This is a genomic window from Streptomyces sp. PA03-5A (assembly GCF_033792725.1).
In the GTDB taxonomy this organism is placed as follows: Bacteria; Actinomycetota; Actinomycetes; order Streptomycetales; family Streptomycetaceae; genus Actinacidiphila.
The window spans coordinates 1-17,058 of record NZ_JARAVL010000016.1; the positions used below are offsets into that span (position 1 = coordinate 1).

Sequence of the window (17,058 nt, forward strand, 5' to 3'; positions counted from 1 at the left end):
GCCGCGGCCGGGGGCGGGGGCGGGGGCGCGGGCGGGCACGACGGGGGCCGGCACCGCCTCGGCCAGCAGCCGGGCCAGCACCTGCTCGGCGACGGAGTCGGGTGACGGCGCCGGGATCCGCAGCCGCCGGCCCACCTCGCGCAGCTCCTCCGGGAGACGGTCGGTCATGGGCGCCGCCCCCCGTCGTCGCGCGGGCTGGACAGCACCGGCTCGCCGAGCCCCGCCCGCAGCCGGGCCAGGGCCCGGTGCAGCCGGGACTTCACCGTGCCACGCGGCCAGCCGAGCACCGTCGCCGTCTCCTCCTCGTCCAGGTCCAGCAGATAGCGGCAGGTGACCACCATCCGGTGCGGCTCGCTCAGCGCCCGCACGGCGGACAGCAGCTCCGCCCGGCGTTCCCGCGACATCGCCAGCGACTCCGGGTCGTCCTCCGCGAGGGGCAGGGCCTCCAGCACGGCGTTGCGCTCCACCGCCGACCTCAGACGGCGCGCAGCCCGCCCGGCGTTCCTCGCCTCGTTGGCGACGATCCGCAGCAGCCACGGCCGGAAGGCAGCCCCCTCCTGGAAGGTCGCGAGCGCGCGGTACGCCTTGACGAACGAGACCTGCACCACGTCCTCCGCGTCGGCGCCCGCGCCGAGCAGCACGGCGGTGCGGTGCGCGACGTCCGCGTGCGGGCGCACCAGCTCCGCGTACGCCTCCCGCTCACCGGCGCGTACGCGCGCGATCACCGCCGCCTCCCCCTCCGTGGCGGACCCCCTCCCCTCGCCGGCGCCGCCCCCGTGCGGCTCCCGTCACCCCTACTACACCGCTGCCCGCCCCCGGGTTCCCACCGCGGCCGTGGAATCCGCGCGGACCTGAGAGAATGAGTGCCATGGCTCTCGATCGTCCCCGTGTGCTCTCCGGCATCCAGCCCACCGCAGGTTCGTTCCACCTGGGCAACTACCTGGGCGCGGTCCGCCAGTGGGTGGCCCTGCAGGAGTCCCACGACGCCTTCTACATGGTCGTCGACCTCCACGCGATCACCGTGCCGCAGGACCCGGCCGAGCTGCGCGCCAACACCCGGCTCGCCGCCGCCCAGCTGCTGGCCGCCGGGCTCGACCCCGAGCGCTGCACCCTGTTCGTCCAGAGCCACGTCCCCGAACACGCGCAGCTCGGCTGGGTGTTCAACTGCCTCACCGGCTTCGGCGAGGCGTCCCGCATGACGCAGTTCAAGGACAAGTCCGCCAAGCAGGGCGCGGACCGGGCCACCGTCGGCCTGTTCACGTACCCGATCCTGCAGGTCGCGGACATCCTGCTGTACCAGGCGAACGCCGTCCCGGTCGGCGAGGACCAGCGCCAGCACATCGAACTCACCCGCGACCTCGCGGAGCGCTTCAACGGCCGGTTCGGCGAGACCTTCACCATCCCCGGCGCCTACATCGTCAAGGAGACGGCGAAGATCTACGACCTGCAGGAACCGCTGTCGAAGATGAGCAAGTCGGCGGCGTCCCCGAAGGGCCTGATCAACCTCCTCGACGAGCCCAGGACCTCGGCGAAGAAGATCAAGAGCGCGGTCACCGACACCGACACCGTGATCCGCTACGACGAGCAGGAGAAGCCGGGCGTCAGCAACCTGCTGACCATCTACTCCACCCTCACCGGCACCGGTATCCCGGAACTCGAGCAGAAGTACGAGGGCAAGGGCTACGGTGCGCTCAAGACCGACCTCGCGGAGGTCTTCGTGGAATGGGTCACGCCCTTCCGCGAGCGCACCCAGGAGTACCTGGGCGACCCGGAGACGCTGGACTCGGTCCTCGCGAAGGGCGCCGAGAAGGCCCGGTCCGTCGCCGCGGAGACCCTGGCGAAGGCGTACGAGAGGATCGGCTTCCTGCCCGCGAAGCACTGACGGCTCCTTCCGCGCCCGTGGACGCCCGGAAAGAGGGGCCTTAGGTCCCGCGCAGGTGTGACGGACGACGCTCGCGCGGGAGGCCGCGCGCGCGTCACACTGGCAGCTGACGCAGTGGTGTCGTACGGCGTGCGTACGATGCCGCGAACCGACCCGGGGAAGGGGTGAACACGTGGGAAACCGCATGATCGGCGTGTCGATCGCGGTCCCCGAGCCTTACGGCAGCCTGCTGCAGCAGCGCCGCGCCGGCTACGGAGACCCGCTGGCGTACTGCATCCCGACCCACGTCACGCTGCTCCCGCCCACCGAGGTGGACACGGCGCTGCTCCCGGCCTTCCGGGAGCACCTCGCCGAGGTCGCCGCCACCGGCCGTGCCTTCCCCATGCGGCTGGAGGGCACGGCCAGCTTCCGGCCGGTCACCCCGGTCGTCTACGTCGAGCTCGTCCAGGGCGGCCTCGACTGCGCCGACCTGCAGGAGCGGGTCCGCTCCGGCCCGGTCCGGCGCGAGCTCCAGTTCCCGTACCACCCGCACGTCACCATCGGCCACGGCATCCCCGACGAGGCGCTGGACCGCGCCGAGACGGAGCTGTCCGACTTCGTCGCCACCTGGACCGTCAGCTGCTTCTCGCTGTACGAGCAGGACGACGAGGGCGTCTGGCGCAGTGTGCGGGACTACCCCTTCGGCGGCGCCGGGCATCCCCTCGTGCCGCACCAGCCCGGTGCGTGCGAGCCGCTCAGCCCGGCTCCCGCGGGAGGACCACCGCACGCGTGAGCCCGCCGGGCGGAGCCGCGCACGACCGCCCGCCTACGCTGCCGCCATGCACCCCACACTCGCCGCGGACCGCGCACACCTCCCCGAACTCCTCCAGGCGGTAAGGGACCTGGCCGCCCGTGAGCTGGCGGCCGTCGACGACCGGCCGGCCGCCCGCCCCGGGCCCGCACCCGAGCCGCAGCCCCTCCCCGTCACCGGGACCGGCGCCGACGGCGCGCTCGCGCTCTTCGAGCAGCGCTGGGCACCCGGTTTCTCGGGCAGCGCCGGACCGCGCTACCTGGGCTTCGTGACCGGGGGAGCGACCCCCGCCGCCGTCGCGGGGGACTGGCTCACCAGTACCTACGACCAGAACGTCTCGGCGGGCGGCGACTCCTCCGCCGCCGCCCTGGAACGCGAGACCGTCGGCTGGCTCCGCGCGCTGCTCGGCCTCGGCGCGGAGCACAGCGGTGCCTTCGTCACCGGTGCGACCGTCTCCAACACCGTGGGCCTCGCCGTGGCGCGCGAGTGGCTCGGCGAACGGCGGGGGCTGTCCGTGTCCCGCGACGGGCTGACCGCGCTCGGCCCGGTGACGGTGCTGTCCGGAACCCCGCACTCCAGCATCGGCAAGGCCCTGTCCGTGCTCGGCCTCGGCCGGTCGTCCCTGACCCGCGTACCGGTGCTGCCCGGTGGCCGCGAGGCGGTGGACGTCGGCCGCCTCGCCGCGGCGCTGGAGTCGCTGGAGGGCCGCCCCGCCGTCGTGGTCGCCAACGCGGGCACCGTCAACACCGTCGACTTCGACGACCTGCGCGCGATCGCCGCCCTGAAGGAGCGCCACGACTTCTGGCTCCACGTCGACGCCGCGTTCGGCGGCTTCGCCGCGCTGTCACCCGCGTACGCGCACCTCGCCGAGGGGATCGACGCCGCGGACTCCGTCTGCGTCGACCTCCACAAATGGCTGAACGTGCCCTACGATGCCGCCGTCCAGTTCACCCGCCGCCAGGACCTCCAGGTCCGGGTCTTCCACAACGACTCGCCCTACCTGGGCCTGCCGTCCCTCCCCGACCCGGACTTCCTCCACCTCACCCCCGAGAACTCCCGCCGGCTGCGGGCCCTCGCCGCCTGGTTCTCCCTCACCGCCTACGGCAGCGAGGGCCACCGCGAGGTCGTCGAACGCAACGCCGCCTGCGCCCGGCGCCTCGGCGAGCGCATCGAGGCCGACCCCCGTCTGCGGCTGCTGGCCCCCGTCCGGCTCAACGTCGTCTGCTTCACCCTGGCCGACGACCCGACACCCGGGCGCGTCGACGCGCTCGTCCGCGCCGTCGCCGTCTCCGGGGAAGCCTTCCTCACCCCGACGGTCCTCCACGGCGTGCCCGCCGTGCGGGCGGCCTTCAGCAACTGGCGTACATCCGAGGCCGACACGGACCGTGTCCTGGACGCGATCACCACCGCGACGACGACCGCCACCTAGAGTGCACGTCGTGACGGAGGGTAGGCGCGCGGTATGGAATGGCTGACTCGGCTCCCAGTGATCGGACCGTGGATCGCGCGGCTCATGCGCACCCACGCCTGGCGCACGTACGAACATCTGGAGGACGTGCACTGGACGAGGCTCGCCGCCGCCATCACCTTCGTCAGCTTCGTCGCGCTCTTCCCGCTGCTGACGGTCGGCGCCGCCGTCGGCGCGGCCCTGCTGTCCCCCGGCCGGCTGAAGGAACTCGAGGACAAGCTGGCCGAGCAGGTCCCCGGCATCGCCGACCAGCTCAACATCGGCGGGCTCGTCGACAACGCGGGCACGGTGGGCACCATCGCCGCCGTCCTGCTGGTCGTCACCGGCGTCAGCTGGGTCGGCGCCCTGCGCGACTGCCTCAGGGCGGTCTGGCACAAGGACGACGAGCCCGAGAACCCCTTCGTCCAGAAGCTCAAGGACTTCGGCGTCCTGGTCGGCCTGGGTGTCGTCGCCCTGCTCTCCGTCGCCTGCTCGGCCCTCGCCGGGACGGCCGTCGGCCGTCTCGGCGACGCCATCGGCCTCGACGAACACGGTCCGGGGCGGGCCCTGTTGTCGGTGGCGGGCTTCTGCATCGCCGTCGTCGTAGACCTGTTGATCCTCGCCTACCTGCTCACCCTGCTGCCCGGGGTCACCCCGAACCGCCGCGACGTCGTCGTGGCGAGCCTCATCGGGGCGATCGGCTTCGAGGCGCTGAAGCTGCTCATCAGCGGCTACCTGCAGAGCGTGGCCACCAAGAGCATGTACGGCGCTTTCGGGGTGCCCATCGCGCTGCTGCTGTGGATCAACTTCACGGCGAAGCTGCTGCTGTACTGCGCGGCCTGGACGGCCACCCCGCACAGCGCCGAAGCGGCCGCCGCCCGCAAGGACGAGCCGGGTGGGCCGGGCGGGCCGGAGCACGCGCGGCCCGAGCGGCCCGAGACTGCCTGACGACGCGGAAGGGCCCGGCCGTCAGTAGGCCGGTGTCGCAGGCCAGGCGCCCCGGCGCGCCAGGTCCACGACGAGGGCGGCGATGTTCCACGCGTCGTCCTCGCCGCGGTGGTGGCGGCCTTCGAGGGGCAGCCCGACGAGCCGGAGCGCCTCCGCCATGCCGGGGCGCTTGGTGAGGCGGTGGGCCTGGGTGAAGAGCGTCTTGACGTTGATGTGCCGGCCGCCGAAGGGGTACGTCGTACCGGTCGCCCGGCACTGCCGGTTGAACTGGTGACGGTCGTAATCGCCCCAGCTCGCCCACGCCCGCGACCCCGCCCGGTGCTCGACGGCGAGCAGCTTGCACGCGTCCGCGAAGTCCAGGCCCGAGTCCACCTCGGCCTGCGTCAGGCCGGTCAGTTGCGTGCAGAAGGGGCTCACGGCGGAGCGCGCGGGCCGTACGAGGACGCGGTGGCGGGCGACGCGCTCGCCCGCGACGAGGTCCACGACGGTCAGCCCGATCTCGATGATCTCGCTCACCGAGCCTTGCGGCGGCTCGCCGTCCCAGCACGTCGCCTCGACGTCGATGACGTTCAGGAGTCCCAGGTCACTGTCCATGGCGCGAACCCTACGTCGAGATCAGGCCACTGGTCACTACTGTTTACGGATGGTTTTGTCACTCTGAGTTCGAACCAGACCGTTTTACCGATGCCGTACGGCCGAGGTTGAACGTTCCAGGCGTCGGCGAGCAACTCCACGAGCGCCAGCCCGCGTCCCGACTCGTCCGTCGCCGACGCCTGCCGCGGTACGGGCGGGTCGTCGCCGGCGTCGCAGACCTCCACCCGCAGGGTCCCCGAGGCCAGGGCGGCGCGAGCGGCGATCCGCCGGTCCGGTGGGACCCGCGCGTGGCGGACGGCGTTGCCCATCAACTCGCTCAGCAGCAGGACCGCGGTGTCCGTCGCCTCGGCGCCGAGGCCCCACACGAGGGCCTGTTCCCGCAGCCTGGCCCGCGCCCGCCCGACGCTGCGCGGGTGGCGCGAAAGCCACCACTCGGCAGGGGGAGTTGTCTCGTCCATGGCTCAAAAGTGCAGGTCGTGGCGTACCGTCGGGAGTAGCGGCGCGAGTACGGAGGGTGGTTGTACCCGAGTGGCCAGTGAGGTGTCCCCGCCCCCGATGGCGTGGCGGTACTGCGGCAACCAGGTCAAGCTCTGGCGCGAACACGCCGGCGTCACGCGCGAGCAACTGGCCGACGAGGCGGGGTACGGCTACGAGACCGTCAAGTCGATGGAGCAGGGGCGCCGCCGCCCGACGCAGCGGCTGCTCCAGATCGCCGACGGGCTGTGCGGGGCACAGGGCAAACTCACGGCGGCGGAGGCGTTCCTCGCCCCGGAGAAGTACCCGACCTACGCCCGGGACTACATGCGGTACGAGGCCGAGGCGATCGCCGTCAACTGGTACGAGAGCCAGTACATCCCGGGGCTCCTCCAATGCGAGGCGTACGTGCGCACGTTGCTCTCGCTCGAAGAACGGGTGACGGCGCGGCTGGAACGCCAGTTGACCGAACCCGCTCGTTCAGCTTCGTGATCGAGGAGTCTGCGCTGCGCTCCTTCGCGGATCCCGGCGCACACCGGGAGCAGCTGCGGACGTTGCTGGTGCGGGGGCGGACCCGGAACGTCACCATCCAGGTCATGCCCGCGGAGCGGGGCCTTCATCCCGGCTTGCACGGCCCGTTCGTGTTGCTGGAGAGCGCCGAGCACCAGCACCTCGTCTACGAGGAGGGGCAGACCACAGGAGTCCTCTATGCGGACCCGGCGCGGGTCAGTATCGTCATGCGGCGCCACGACATGATCACCCGCCAGGCCCTCGGCCCCGAGGAGTCCGCGCGGTTCATCGAAGACTTGGCGGAGAGGCCATGACCGACGGGCTCGTGTGGTTCACGTCCAGCTACAGCAATTCCGAGGGCGGCGCCTGCGTCGAGGTCGCGTTCGGCCGCGGCGCGGTCCTGGTGCGGGACTCCAAGGACCGGGTCGGGGCCCGGCTGACGTTCACGCCCGGCGCGTGGGCGGACTTCGTGGCGTACGCGGTCACGCGCGGCGCAGACGACGCCAGGCGATGACCCCCATCAGGGCTGCGATGACGATGGGCGTGGCCGCGTTCTTGCCGTCGAAGTAGACGACCTGGAAGGTGAACGCGCCGGCCATCAGTCCGATGAAGGCCACCGCGGCGATCCCGGCCACGCGCGGGACGACGAGGCCGATGGCACCGGCGAGTTCGAGGGCGCCGATGAGGTACATGAACCAGTTGCCGTAGCCGATGGTGTCGAAGCTCTCGGCGGCCGAGGAGTGCGCGATGAGCTTCGGCGTGGCGCTGGCGAGCGCGAAGAACAGGGCGAGCAGGATCTGCAGCGCCCACACGGCGGTGTTCGCCCGGCTGCGGTCGCGGGGTGGGGCGGTCGTGGTGGTGGCGGTCATCGTGGTCTCCTCCGGTGTCGGGTGTACGCGGAGGTGGACCGGCCGGCCGCCGGGAACTCATCGGTTCAGCGCAGGAAGTGGGCGACGGTGAACCACGCGGCGGCCAGCACCAGCACGGTGACGAGGATGTAGCCCACGAGGTAGACCCCGGCGAGCACGGCCGCCGGGGCGGCCATGAACCATCCGGCGCGTCCGGCGGGGGTCTTGGCCCGGAGTGCCGAGCGGAGACAGTAGGCGACCGCGACGAGACCCAGGACGAGCCCGAAGACCGACAACATGCCCATGGCGTGCTCCCCTCCCGTACCGGCTTTGCCTGGTTCCTGGGTACCGGCAGGGCGGCCCGCGTGGCAGGGGGCGGTCGCAGCGGGGTGGGCGCACGAGCCGCACGTGCGCCGTCGAGCGCCCCCCGGGCCGGGGGCATGTGCGCGTGGCACGACACGACTGCGGCCGGAGGTGGGAGCCACCGGCCGCAGTCCGGCCGCAGGACCGACGGGAACGATCTTCCGGCTCGGGCCGACCTTCGTGGGGCGCCGCCGGCCGGCGAAGCGGGACGTGACGGATCAGGCCACGACGGCCGGCGGTCAGGCCGGACGGTCCGCCGTGGCTTCGTCCTGCGGCGCGGGCGTCTCCCGCTCGGTTTCCTCCGCCGCGGCCGCCTCCTTCGCCTCGTCCGCCTTCTCGGTGGCCTCCTTCGGCCCTTCCTCCGCCTTCGCGGCGTCGGCCTTCGCGGCGTCCGCCTTTCCGGCGTCCGTCTCCGTGTCCGCCTCGGCGGTCTTCGCGGGTGCGTCGTCGCCGGGCTTGGTCGGGGCGGGGATGGCTGCCGTCGACGTCCGCTGCGGCAGCGGCCAGCGGCGCCGTACGAGGAAGGCCAGGGCGGCGACGACCAGGACGGAGCCGCCGGCGAGCGCGAGGGCGGTCCACGCCCCGCCGCCACCGGAGGAGGCGTGCGGGGCGGCCTGGGCCCGCGCCTGCTTGCCGGGGGAGGCGGAGGGTGAGGGCGAGGCCGACGCGATGGCGGACTTCGGGGGCACCAGGGTGCCGACGGGGGTCACCATGCCGTCCGCCTGGAACCCCCAGTCGAGCAGCTTCGCGGCCTCCTTGTAGGCCATGTTGTGACCCTCGCCGGGGTGCATGACGGTCACCAGCAGCGTGCGGTCGCCGCGCTGCGCGACACCGGTGAAGGTGTTGCCCGCCTTGGTGGTGTAGCCGTTCTTCACGCCTGCGATGCCGTCGTAGGTCGCGAGGTCGTAGTCGCCGGAGAGCAGCCGGTTGGTGTTCCGTATCTCGAAGGAGCCGCGCTTCTTCGTGCCCTTCTTGCCCTTCTTCCCCTTGACGGTCTTCCACTCGCCGGGGAACTTGGCGCGCACGGTCGAGCAGTACTCGCGGAAGTCCGCGTTCTGCAGTCCGGCGCGGGCGAAGAGGGTCAGGTCGTACGCCGAGGAGACCTGGCCGGGCATGTCGTAGCCGTCGGGGGAGATCACGGTGGTGTCGTCCGCCTGGAGGTCCTCGGCCTTGCGCTGCATCTCCAGGACGGTCGCGTCCACGCCGCCGTTCATGGAGGACAGGACGTGGACGGCGTCGTTCCCCGACTGCAGGAAGACACCGAGCCACAGGTCGTGGACGGTGTAGGTGAGGTTCTCCTTGATGCCCACGAGGCTGCTGCCCGCGCCCACGCCGTCGAGGTCGGAGGGCTGCACCTGGTAGGTCTGCGACTTGTCCAGCTTCGGCAGGACCGTGTCCGCGAACAGCATCTTGAGCGTGCTGGCGGGCGGCAGCTCCCAATGCGCGTTGTGGGCGGCCAGCACCTGCCCGGTCTCGGCGTCGGAGACGATCCACGACCGCGAGGTGAGCTTCTCGGGCAGGGCGGGAGCGCCGGTCAGCGGGCTGACCTGGGTGCCGGGCTGTCCCAGCCGTTCCCCGCCGACCGTCGACATCTGCGCGGGCGGCGTCGGGGTCGCGGAGGGGGACGGGGTCTTCGCGTGCGCGACGGGCGCGGCGGTCAGGGCCGTACCACCGGCGAGTGCGAGGGCGGACAGCACCAGGGCGGAACGGCGCGCGGCGCGGGGGGAGGAGTTCGGCACGATGAGAAGTTACAGGCCGTCCGGGACCTGCGGCAGGCGTGGGGGGCCGATCGGGCCGTGACCGATCCCACGTCCCGGATGTGCAACCGGGCGGTGCCCACGGGCGTCTTGGGCGGCGGCTCGCGGTACGGGCGGCGGAACGACCCCGGGGGAGGGGGCCGCACGGCGGCCCGCATACTGGTCGCATGAAGCTCAGCCGCCCCGTGTCCTGGTTCCTGACCGCCTTCGGGGTGTGGAGCTGGATCGTATGGACGACGTTCGTCAAGAACCTGTGGAAGGACGCCAGTGGGCTCGCCTTCGAGGGCGGTGACCACGGCTCGCCCACCACGTACTTCTGGGTGCACCTGACGCTGGCGGTGACCTCCCTCGTGCTGGGCACCGCGATCGGCGTCCTCGGCGTCCGCGGTCTGAGAGCGCTGCGGGCCGCCCGGTGATTCTCGTGGTGGTCGCCGTCGTCGCGGCCGTCCTGGCCCTCCTCGGCGGGGTGCACTACTACCTGTGGCGACGGCTGGTCCGCGACGTGTCCGTGCCCGGGGGCTGGTGGCGGCGGACGGGGACGGTCCTGGCGGTCGTCCTGCCGCTGCTGAGCCTGGGCGCGCTGGTCGGCGGGCGGGCGCTGCCGCTGGAGGCCGAGCGTTGGCTGGCCTGGCCGGGCTACCTGTGGCTGGCGGTGCTGCTGTACCTGACGCTGGCGGTACTGGCAGGTGAGGCCGTACGGCCGCTGCTGCGGGGCGCGCTCGAACGCAGGGACCGGTCCCGGGACGCGCGGGAGGCCGGGGCCGGGGCCGCCGAGCCGGCCGGGCAGGACACCGCGGATCCCGGGCCGCGGCCGGAGCCCGCACCCGCCGGGCAGACGAGGCGGCTGTTCGTCGCCCGTACGGTCGGTGCCGCGGCGGCCGTGGCCGCGGGGGTGACGGTCGGCCAGGGCACGTACGGAGTGCTGCGCGGCCCGCGCCTGAAGTACGTCACCGTGCCGCTCGCCAAGCTCCCCGCGAGCGCGGACGGCTACCGGATCGCCGTGGTGAGCGACATCCACCTGGGCCCGATCCTCGGCAAGGCGCACACCCAGCGGATCGTGGACACGATCAACGGGGCCCGCCCGGACCTCGTCACCATCGTCGGCGACCTGGTCGACGGCTCGGTGCCGGAACTGGGCGCCGCGGCGGAGCCGCTGGCCCGGCTCCGGGCGCGGGACGGGAGCTTTTTCGTCACCGGCAACCACGAGTACTTCTCCGGGGCCGCACCCTGGATCGACTTCGTGCGCGACCTGGGCGTCCACCCGCTGGAGAACGCCCGCACCGAACTCGCCGGCTTCGACCTGGCCGGGGTCAACGACATCAGCGGCGCGGACCACGACCACGCCCCCGACTACACCAAGGCGCTCGGCGACCGGGACACCGCGCGGGCGGTCGTGCTCCTCGCCCACCAGCCGGTGATGATCCACGAGGCGGTCCGGCACCACGTCGACCTGCAGTTGTCCGGACACACCCACGGCGGGCAGCTGTGGCCCGGCAACTACATCGCGGAACTGGCCAATCCCACGGTGGCCGGCCTGGAGAGCTACGGCGACACCCAGCTGTACGTGACCCGTGGCGCGGGGGCCTGGGGCCCGCCGGTCCGCGTGGGCGCGCCCTCGGACATCACGATCGTGACCCTCGCCTCACCGCGCGCCTGAATGTGGCCGGAAAGTTCTCACCGAGTGGGAACAATCCGACACGGAGCGCATTCCCCGCGCCGAAACTGGTAAGGGATGGCGCAACGGAAGGGGGGCGTTCGCTCATGGGGAGAGTGACCTGATGAGGCGCAGTGCGTTCCGGCTGCCCCGGCACCCGACGTCGGTCGGGCTGGCCCGGCACCGGGTACGTGATCACCTGGAGGGCTGGGAGCAGGAAGGCGGGACCGTCGAGTCGGTCGTCCTGGTCGTGTCGGAGCTGGCGACCAACGCCGTACGGCACAGTCCCCTCCTGGAGCGGGAGTTCGAGGTGGCGGTGACCGTCCACAGCGACGGTTCGTGCGTCGTCGAGGTCTCCGACGGCGATGCGCAGTCCCGCCCCGTGCCGCGCGACGCGGGGGACGGTGACGAGTCGGGGCGCGGTCTGCGGCTGGTGCAGGCGCTCTCGGACACCTGGGGCGTCCGGGAGCGCGGCCGCTACGGCAAGACGGTCTGGGCGGTGCTGGCCGAGCCCGCCGCGGGCTGACGGGGGTGCTCCGTACGACCGGTGGGGGAGGTGGAGCGGCGGGCCGGCTCAGCGCCGGAAGAGGAACTCCGAGAGCAGCTCGCGGATCTCACGCACGATCGGCCGCAGCAGCCGGTAGCGGGAGAGCCTGAGGATCCGCGCGCCCAGTGGAGCGGTCCGCGCGACCAGCCGGCGGGTGCGCTCGGTGTCGGGGGAGTGGTCGAAGACCCAGTAGATGACGATGCCCATCTGGTACATCCACATCAGCTCGGGCAGCACCTCGGCCAGTTCGGCGTCGACCTTGATGTCGGAGCCGGAGAGCACCCGTTCGTGGATGGAGATGGCGGCGTCGCGGGCCGGGTGCGACTCGGGGGAGAAGGGGCTGAGCGGGCTCGCCGGGTCGGCGGCGTTCTTGAAGAACTGCGCGGCGAACTGGTGGTAGGGGCGTGCCACGTCGATCCAGGAGGTCATGACGGTGAGCAGCCGCACCGCCAGGTCCCTGTCCCCGCCGCCGTCCAGGAGGCCCTGGACGGCGGCCGCGTGCTCGGCGGCGAGGCGGTCGTAGAAGCCCTGGACGAGGTGTTCCTTCCCCGCGAAGTAGTAGTAGGCGTTGCCGACCGAGACCCCGGCCTCCTTGGCGATGGCGCGCATCGTCGTCTTGTCGTAGCCCCGTTCCTCGAACAGCCGCATGGCCGTCTCGAGGATCAGGGCGCGCGTCTGCTCGCTCTTGGGGGGCCGGGGTGCCCCGGGGGTCGTGCCGGGGGGTGCTTCTTCCACGTCCGTGAGCCTAACCGGGCGGGGCGCAGCCGTCCGCGCAGGCGTCCGGGACGGCGCCCGGGGCACGGTGCGTCCAGCCGTCCTTGGGGTCGTAGGACCAGCCCTCGCCGCTGGGGTAGACCCGGCCGCCCCAGCCCGTCGCGGCGGCCCCGCCGCCCCACTGCGCCTCGCGGTAGCGGGCGGCGGCGAGCACGGCGGCCCGGGCGACGGGCGCTCCGGCGCGGGTGCTGAGGCGGTGCGCCATCGGCCGGTACTCGGCCAGGGCCCACAGGCAGACCAGCCAGGCGGCGTCGTCGCGGTAGACCTGTCCGGAGTCCCCGACGACGGTGATCTCGCGCAGGGTCGCGGCGTGGTCCAGCTCCGGGAAGCGGCGGCGGGCCTCGTCGGAGCCGACCGGGACGAGGTCCAGCGGCACGATCTGCCGCTGGCGCTCCAGCCAGCGGCGGACGAAGGAGCAGAGCGAGCAGTCCGGGTCGTACAGGACGGTCAGCAGGCGGACCGGCACCGGGGCCGCCGGAGCGGCCCCGGTCGCTGGGGTGCGGTCCATCGCCGTCACGCGCCCGGCTGCGCGGGGGCGGTCCAGCCCTGCGGGCGGACGGGCGGGATCTGCTCGCGGTCCATGACGCCCCGGCGGCGGATCTTGTTGAGCACGTACACGTTGCACAGGTGCAGCACCCCGAGGACGAGCAGGACGACACCGAGCTTGACCGACAGCGCCTCGAAGAGTTCGCGGGCGTTCCCGACCCGGTCGGCGTTCTTCAGGTACAGCGCCACGAAGCCGAGGTTCACGAGGTAGAAGCCGACCACCAGAAGGTGGTTGACGGCGTCGGCCAGCTTCTCGTTGCCGTGGAGCACGTCTTCGAGGAAGACCTTGCCGGCCCGGCTGAGGGTCCGGGCCACCCACACCGTCAGCGCGACGCTGACGAGCAGGTAGATGACGTATGCGACGACCGTGAGGTCCATGGGTCCCACCCTTTTCGAACGTGTTCAAAACCCGTTGCCGATGACTGTAGACCTGTTTTTGAACATGTTCAAGCGACAAGTGCGGTGGCCCGCAGGGGCCGTGGGGCAGTGCGCCGCAGCCCTCCGCCGCCGGCCCTCCGCCGTCAGCCCTTCGCCGTCCGGTCGGCGGATGGAGCGGGCGCGGCCGGCTCCGCGCGGACCTGGGTCCCGATCGCCCGCACCGCCGGCACCGCCGCGGTCGCCAGGCAGGCGGCCGCCACCAGCGCCGCCGACACCGCCAGCGGGACCGCCGAGCCCCACAGGTTCGCGGCGAGCGGGGCCAGTGCGTAGCCCACGGGCATCGCGGCGAGCGACAGCAGCCAGTCGTACGAGGTCACCCGGGCCAGTGCCTGCGGCGGCACCTGCTGCTGGACGACCGTCTCCCAGACCGGGTTGAGGTAGCCGAGCGCGGCCAGCGCCAGGCCGTAGGCCGCGACGAGCAGCGGGGCCGGTGCGGCGACGGCCAGCAGGACCAGCGGCAGCGCGTACGTCGCCAGGCCCAGGTTGGCCACGAGCACGGGACGGCGGGGACGGGCCCGCGCGGCCAGCAGGGAGCCGAGGACGAGGCCGACCGCCCCGGCCTCCAGGACCCAGAACCACACGCCCTCGCCGCCGAGCCGGTGGATCGCGACGGCCGGACCGAGGGTGGTCAGGACCGCGGCGGCCCCGTTCCACATGGCGTGCGCGACCAGGCTCGTCCAGTACCAGTCGCGGGAACGGACCTCGCTCCAGCCCTCCTTGAGGTCCGCGAGCATCGACGCGCGCGGCAGCGGCGTCCGCTCGATCCGCAGCACCGCCAGGAGCGCGGCGCTCACCGCGAAGGAGGCCGCGTCCAGCACGAAGGCCAGGCCGGGCCCGGCGGCCCAGATCAGCGCCGCGGCCAGGGCCGGTCCGCACAGCCGGGTCGCACTGTTCGCCACGCCCATCAGGGCGTTGGCCCGCTGCCGTGCCGCCCCGTCGGTCACCGTGCCGGCGACCAGCGGCGACTGGGTCGGCATCGCGAACGCCGAGGCGGTGCCGCCCACCGCCTCGGCGAGCGCGATGGGCGCCAGCGACGGGTCGCCGCCGAGCAGTTCCAGCCCGACGAAGAGCTGGGCGGCGCAGCGTACGAGGTCGGTGAGGAGCGCCACGCGCCGGGCGTCGAAGCGGTCCGCGACCACCCCTCCGAGCGGCAGGAGCAGCAGCTTGGGCACCATTGCGCAGGCCAGGACGAGGGCGAGGGCCGAGACGTCGCCGGTCGCCCTGGTCACGGCGATGACCAGTGCGGCGGGCACGACCCCGTCGCCGAGCAGGGACAGCGTGCGTCCGGCGAACAGCAGCCGGAAGCCGCGGAGCCGGAGGGGATGCGTGGGTGTCATGGCACCGCAATGTATTTCGGTGCCGAATCATTCGCCACCGAAATATACTGCGCCGTAGGATTCGGCCCATGGACGCAGACGCCGACGCCGGCACCGTGGGAGCCCCGGTGGAACGGGACTGGACCGACGGGCACGTGGAGCGCTGGCTGCCCCTCCTGCCGGACCTCGACCCCGACATCGAGGGCGCCGTCACCCGCATGAAGCTCGTCACCAGCCACCTGCGCAAGGTCCGCGAACAGTCGCTGGTCGACTTCGGCCTGCAGCGGCACGAGTTCGACACCCTGCACGCCCTCGCCGGGCGCGGCGGCCGCGCCGCCCCGTCCGAACTCGCCGCGGACCTCGACCTGGCCCCCGCGTCCGTCACCGGCCGCCTCGACGCGCTGGAGGCCCGCGGCCACGTCCGGCGCACCCACTCCACCGCCGACCGCCGGCGCGTCGACGTCGAGCTCACCGACGACGGCCGCGCCACCTGGCTCGGCGCCATGGACGTCCTCGGCCACGAGGAGTACCGGCTGCTGGGGACCCTCGACGCCGACGAACGCCGGTACCTCTCCGACCTGCTGCGACGCGTCATGGTGGTGGCGGAGGACGGCTGAACACAGGATCCGGGAAGATCCGACATCCTGTGCGAAATTTGTGAGCGTTCCCCGCTGACAGGCCGCCGAACCGCCGAGTAGCTTTACCTTCTCTTCGGCACGCAACCGCTCCGTCCACGGCCGAAGGCCCGACCTGGGGGCAGCATGTTCGACGAGGACCGCTACCGGACCCTCTCCTACCCGCGGGGACCCTTCCCGGGCTTCCCCGTCTCCGGGGGCGTGGGACTCGCCACGCCGTCCGGCGACATGCGCCGCCCCGGGGCCGTCTGGCTCCTGGGGCCCCTCACCTTCGGCGTGTACTGGCTCGTGTGGTACTACCGGGCCAACAAGGAACTGCGGGAGTTCGACCCCGGCATCAAGGTCCGGCCCGCCCTCGCGGTGCTCGCCATCAGCCTGGGCGCGCTGCTGCTCGTGCCCGCCGTCGTCTCGCTCTACAACACCGGCTGCCGCATCGCCCGCGCCCAGCGCCGCGCGGGCCTCCACGACACGGTCTCCGGCCTCAAGGGGCTGCTGCTGGCCCCCGCGTTCGGGCTGACGTCCTTCTACTACCAGGAGCAGCTCAACCAGGTCTGGGTCGCCCGCAACTGACGCTCAGCCCGTCGCGCGGTCCCCCGCTCCCAGGTCCGCGGCGCGGTCGGGGCGCGTGAACTGCTCCGTCACCTGGATGAACGCCGCCTTCAGGTGGTCGGGGATGCCCAGGGCGTCCGCCGCCTGCGCGGCGGTCATCCGAGGTCCCGCGGGGCCGGCGCCCGAAGCGTGGACGTCCGGCCGGGGAAGGTCGTCCTCGCTCAGCTTGCCCGACCGGACGAGCACGTCGCGCACGGGGATGCCGAGCGCACGGGCGAGCCCGCGCATCGTCTCCAGATCCGGCATGCTCTGCCGCTGCAGGAGCCGTGTGATGGCGGCGCGGTGCACCCCGGCGTCGTCCGCGAGCTTCGACTTGCCGCCCCCGCGCGGGCTGTCGATGTCGTACCCCCGGCCGCGCATGAGGCCTTCGATCCAGTCGGCGAAGTCTTCGATGTGGTCGGCATCGCTCGGCACCTGTGGGGCTCCTCCCTCTCGCTTCTTCACGATAACCAGCGTGCGCGCACGAAATGTACCGTTGCGCGATCGCATCGGTGAAGATCCCGTGTTCAGGACGCCCAGGTCCACGGGGTGCCGGGCATATTCCGGAGGTATGTGTCACAGGCCTGCGCCGGGAACAAATTTGTTGCGTGCGCGTTCGCAACATGCGAAAGTATGTTCGAATTTACAACGTCAACCGTCGGAGGGTCCGACCGTCGTGTCCTTACGTTCCCCCTGTGAACCTCAGCCCCCGCAAGCCCCCGCCTGTGCCGGTCTGCCGCCCTCCGTGGTCTTCGCCCGGCACGCCCGGGAGGCGCTGCCGGCGCTGCTCGCCTGCGGCCGGTGCCCGATCCGCGCGGTGTGCGAGGAGGTCGTCGACCCCGAGCGCAACTGGTTCGACGGCGTCTGCGCGGGCCGCCTGTGGCGCAACGGCCGGGTGATCGCGCCGGCGCCGGCGCCCGGCCTGTCCGCGTGAGTCCCGGGACCGC

General features: G+C 72.7%; 23 protein-coding genes and 1 pseudogene. 13 read left to right on the top strand and 11 right to left on the bottom strand.

What is annotated here, in order from left to right; all coding sequences use genetic code 11:
- Positions 1–164: 164 nt before the first annotated feature.
- Positions 165–725 (bottom strand): RNA polymerase sigma factor, encoded by a 561-nt coding sequence (locus PV410_RS20660; protein ID WP_500326536.1) that lies wholly within the window; start codon positions 723–725, stop codon positions 165–167.
- A gap of 143 nt (positions 726–868) precedes the next feature.
- On the opposite strand from PV410_RS20660, the gene trpS reads away from it, so the two are divergent.
- From trpS to PV410_RS20680, 4 genes are all read left to right on the top strand, one after another.
- Positions 869–1,882, top strand: a complete 1,014-nt coding sequence (trpS, locus tag PV410_RS20665; RefSeq protein ID WP_500326538.1) for a tryptophan--tRNA ligase — start codon at positions 869–871, stop codon at positions 1,880–1,882.
- Positions 1,883–2,054: 172 nt separating this feature from the next.
- Positions 2,055–2,654 (top strand): 2'-5' RNA ligase family protein, encoded by a 600-nt coding sequence (locus PV410_RS20670; protein WP_500326540.1) that lies wholly within the window; start codon positions 2,055–2,057, stop codon positions 2,652–2,654.
- A 46-nt stretch (positions 2,655–2,700) separates the two neighbouring features.
- Complete coding sequence (locus PV410_RS20675) at positions 2,701–4,101, top strand: pyridoxal phosphate-dependent decarboxylase family protein (protein ID WP_500326542.1); 1,401 nt, start codon at positions 2,701–2,703, stop codon at positions 4,099–4,101.
- Between the two features lie 33 nt (positions 4,102–4,134).
- Positions 4,135–5,067: a YihY/virulence factor BrkB family protein gene (locus tag PV410_RS20680; protein WP_500326544.1), complete on the top strand. Its 933-nt coding sequence runs from the start codon at positions 4,135–4,137 to the stop codon at positions 5,065–5,067.
- 21 nt (positions 5,068–5,088) lie between these two features.
- Here PV410_RS20680 and PV410_RS20685 read toward each other — a convergent pair whose 3' ends face one another.
- Both PV410_RS20685 and PV410_RS20690 read right to left on the bottom strand, forming a co-directional pair.
- Positions 5,089–5,661: a 3'-5' exonuclease gene (locus tag PV410_RS20685; RefSeq protein ID WP_500326545.1), complete on the bottom strand. Its 573-nt coding sequence runs from the start codon at positions 5,659–5,661 to the stop codon at positions 5,089–5,091.
- The gene (locus tag PV410_RS20690) at positions 5,637–6,119 is read right to left on the bottom strand and encodes an ATP-binding protein (protein WP_500326547.1); all 483 of its coding nucleotides are present in this window, start codon (positions 6,117–6,119) and stop codon (positions 5,637–5,639) included. Before PV410_RS20690 ends, PV410_RS20685 begins: the two co-directional genes overlap by 25 nt.
- A 97-nt stretch (positions 6,120–6,216) precedes the next feature.
- On the opposite strand from PV410_RS20690, the pseudogene PV410_RS20695 reads away from it, so the two are divergent.
- The 3 genes and pseudogenes from PV410_RS20695 to PV410_RS20705 form a co-directional block, all read left to right on the top strand.
- A pseudogene (locus PV410_RS20695) lies at positions 6,217–6,351 on the top strand (helix-turn-helix transcriptional regulator); the annotation flags it as partial.
- Positions 6,352–6,383: 32 nt separating this feature from the next.
- Positions 6,384–6,959 (top strand): Scr1 family TA system antitoxin-like transcriptional regulator, encoded by a 576-nt coding sequence (locus tag PV410_RS20700; RefSeq protein WP_500326549.1) that lies wholly within the window; start codon positions 6,384–6,386, stop codon positions 6,957–6,959.
- On the top strand, positions 6,956–7,159 hold the full coding sequence (locus PV410_RS20705) for a DUF397 domain-containing protein (protein WP_500326551.1): 204 nt from the start codon (positions 6,956–6,958) through the stop codon (positions 7,157–7,159). Before PV410_RS20700 ends, PV410_RS20705 begins: the two co-directional genes overlap by 4 nt.
- Here the strand turns inward: PV410_RS20705 and PV410_RS20710 are convergent.
- The 3 genes from PV410_RS20710 to PV410_RS20720 all read right to left on the bottom strand — a co-directional run bounded on the left by PV410_RS20710 (position 7,128) and on the right by PV410_RS20720 (position 9,595).
- The gene (locus PV410_RS20710; RefSeq protein WP_500326553.1) at positions 7,128–7,514 is read right to left on the bottom strand and encodes a DoxX family protein; all 387 of its coding nucleotides are present in this window, start codon (positions 7,512–7,514) and stop codon (positions 7,128–7,130) included. The two genes, PV410_RS20705 and PV410_RS20710, sit on opposite strands and share 32 nt — an antisense overlap.
- A gap of 65 nt (positions 7,515–7,579) precedes the next feature.
- Complete coding sequence (locus tag PV410_RS20715; RefSeq protein ID WP_500326555.1) at positions 7,580–7,798, bottom strand: hypothetical protein; 219 nt, start codon at positions 7,796–7,798, stop codon at positions 7,580–7,582.
- A 297-nt stretch (positions 7,799–8,095) separates the two neighbouring features.
- A complete protein-coding gene (locus PV410_RS20720) occupies positions 8,096–9,595 on the bottom strand; it encodes a D-alanyl-D-alanine carboxypeptidase family protein (RefSeq protein ID WP_500326557.1) in 1,500 nt (499 codons plus the stop codon).
- 185 nt (positions 9,596–9,780) lie between these two features.
- On the opposite strand from PV410_RS20720, the gene PV410_RS20725 reads away from it, so the two are divergent.
- From PV410_RS20725 to PV410_RS20735, 3 genes are all read left to right on the top strand, one after another.
- Positions 9,781–10,029: an SCO4848 family membrane protein gene (locus PV410_RS20725; RefSeq protein WP_018561248.1), complete on the top strand. Its 249-nt coding sequence runs from the start codon at positions 9,781–9,783 to the stop codon at positions 10,027–10,029.
- A complete protein-coding gene (locus tag PV410_RS20730) occupies positions 10,026–11,270 on the top strand; it encodes a metallophosphoesterase (protein ID WP_500326559.1) in 1,245 nt (414 codons plus the stop codon). The genes PV410_RS20725 and PV410_RS20730 overlap by 4 nt, the downstream gene beginning before the upstream one ends.
- Positions 11,271–11,388: 118 nt before the next feature.
- Positions 11,389–11,793, top strand: a complete 405-nt coding sequence (locus tag PV410_RS20735; RefSeq protein ID WP_500326825.1) for an ATP-binding protein — start codon at positions 11,389–11,391, stop codon at positions 11,791–11,793.
- A gap of 48 nt (positions 11,794–11,841) precedes the next feature.
- Here PV410_RS20735 and PV410_RS20740 read toward each other — a convergent pair whose 3' ends face one another.
- From PV410_RS20740 to PV410_RS20755, 4 genes are all read right to left on the bottom strand, one after another.
- Complete coding sequence (locus PV410_RS20740; RefSeq protein ID WP_500326561.1) at positions 11,842–12,549, bottom strand: TetR/AcrR family transcriptional regulator; 708 nt, start codon at positions 12,547–12,549, stop codon at positions 11,842–11,844.
- A 10-nt stretch (positions 12,550–12,559) separates the two neighbouring features.
- Positions 12,560–13,096: a thiol-disulfide oxidoreductase DCC family protein gene (locus PV410_RS20745; RefSeq protein WP_500326562.1), complete on the bottom strand. Its 537-nt coding sequence runs from the start codon at positions 13,094–13,096 to the stop codon at positions 12,560–12,562.
- Positions 13,097–13,101: 5 nt separating this feature from the next.
- Positions 13,102–13,512 (bottom strand): hypothetical protein, encoded by a 411-nt coding sequence (locus tag PV410_RS20750; protein ID WP_500326563.1) that lies wholly within the window; start codon positions 13,510–13,512, stop codon positions 13,102–13,104.
- Positions 13,513–13,655: 143 nt separating this feature from the next.
- Positions 13,656–14,909, bottom strand: a complete 1,254-nt coding sequence (locus PV410_RS20755; protein ID WP_500326565.1) for an MFS transporter — start codon at positions 14,907–14,909, stop codon at positions 13,656–13,658.
- Positions 14,910–14,977: 68 nt separating this feature from the next.
- Between PV410_RS20755 and PV410_RS20760 the strand changes: the two genes are divergently transcribed.
- Together PV410_RS20760 and PV410_RS20765 are read left to right on the top strand one after the other, a co-directional pair.
- The gene (locus PV410_RS20760; RefSeq protein WP_500326567.1) at positions 14,978–15,505 is read left to right on the top strand and encodes a MarR family winged helix-turn-helix transcriptional regulator; all 528 of its coding nucleotides are present in this window, start codon (positions 14,978–14,980) and stop codon (positions 15,503–15,505) included.
- Positions 15,506–15,649: 144 nt separating this feature from the next.
- Complete coding sequence (locus PV410_RS20765) at positions 15,650–16,093, top strand: DUF4234 domain-containing protein (protein WP_500326569.1); 444 nt, start codon at positions 15,650–15,652, stop codon at positions 16,091–16,093.
- A gap of 3 nt (positions 16,094–16,096) precedes the next feature.
- On the opposite strand, the gene PV410_RS20770 is transcribed toward PV410_RS20765, so the two are convergent.
- On the bottom strand, positions 16,097–16,546 hold the full coding sequence (locus PV410_RS20770; protein WP_500326570.1) for a helix-turn-helix domain-containing protein: 450 nt from the start codon (positions 16,544–16,546) through the stop codon (positions 16,097–16,099).
- A gap of 310 nt (positions 16,547–16,856) precedes the next feature.
- Here PV410_RS20770 and PV410_RS20775 point away from each other — a divergent pair, with 310 nt between their 5' ends.
- The gene (locus tag PV410_RS20775) at positions 16,857–17,045 is read left to right on the top strand and encodes a hypothetical protein (protein ID WP_500326571.1); all 189 of its coding nucleotides are present in this window, start codon (positions 16,857–16,859) and stop codon (positions 17,043–17,045) included.
- Positions 17,046–17,058 lie beyond the last annotated feature (13 nt).

What these genes read in the sequence shown, in the direction of transcription:
- trpS (WP_500326538.1), top strand. Translation starts at nt 869, where the DNA reads ATGGCTCTCGATCGTCCCCGTGTGCTCTCCGGCATCCAGCCCACCGCA.
- PV410_RS20675 (WP_500326542.1), top strand. Translation starts at nt 2,701, where the DNA reads ATGCACCCCACACTCGCCGCGGACCGCGCACACCTCCCCGAACTCCTC.
- PV410_RS20680 (WP_500326544.1), top strand. Translation starts at nt 4,135, where the DNA reads ATGGAATGGCTGACTCGGCTCCCAGTGATCGGACCGTGGATCGCGCGG.
- PV410_RS20685 (WP_500326545.1), bottom strand. Translation starts at nt 5,661, where the DNA reads ATGGACAGTGACCTGGGACTCCTGAACGTCATCGACGTCGAGGCGACG.
- PV410_RS20690 (WP_500326547.1), bottom strand. Translation starts at nt 6,119, where the DNA reads ATGGACGAGACAACTCCCCCTGCCGAGTGGTGGCTTTCGCGCCACCCG.
- PV410_RS20705 (WP_500326551.1), top strand. Translation starts at nt 6,956, where the DNA reads ATGACCGACGGGCTCGTGTGGTTCACGTCCAGCTACAGCAATTCCGAG.
- PV410_RS20710 (WP_500326553.1), bottom strand. Translation starts at nt 7,514, where the DNA reads ATGACCGCCACCACCACGACCGCCCCACCCCGCGACCGCAGCCGGGCG.
- PV410_RS20715 (WP_500326555.1), bottom strand. Translation starts at nt 7,798, where the DNA reads ATGGGCATGTTGTCGGTCTTCGGGCTCGTCCTGGGTCTCGTCGCGGTC.
- PV410_RS20725 (WP_018561248.1), top strand. Translation starts at nt 9,781, where the DNA reads ATGAAGCTCAGCCGCCCCGTGTCCTGGTTCCTGACCGCCTTCGGGGTG.
- PV410_RS20745 (WP_500326562.1), bottom strand. Translation starts at nt 13,096, where the DNA reads ATGGACCGCACCCCAGCGACCGGGGCCGCTCCGGCGGCCCCGGTGCCG.
- PV410_RS20750 (WP_500326563.1), bottom strand. Translation starts at nt 13,512, where the DNA reads ATGGACCTCACGGTCGTCGCATACGTCATCTACCTGCTCGTCAGCGTC.
- PV410_RS20755 (WP_500326565.1), bottom strand. Translation starts at nt 14,909, where the DNA reads ATGACACCCACGCATCCCCTCCGGCTCCGCGGCTTCCGGCTGCTGTTC.
- PV410_RS20760 (WP_500326567.1), top strand. Translation starts at nt 14,978, where the DNA reads ATGGACGCAGACGCCGACGCCGGCACCGTGGGAGCCCCGGTGGAACGG.
- PV410_RS20765 (WP_500326569.1), top strand. Translation starts at nt 15,650, where the DNA reads ATGTTCGACGAGGACCGCTACCGGACCCTCTCCTACCCGCGGGGACCC.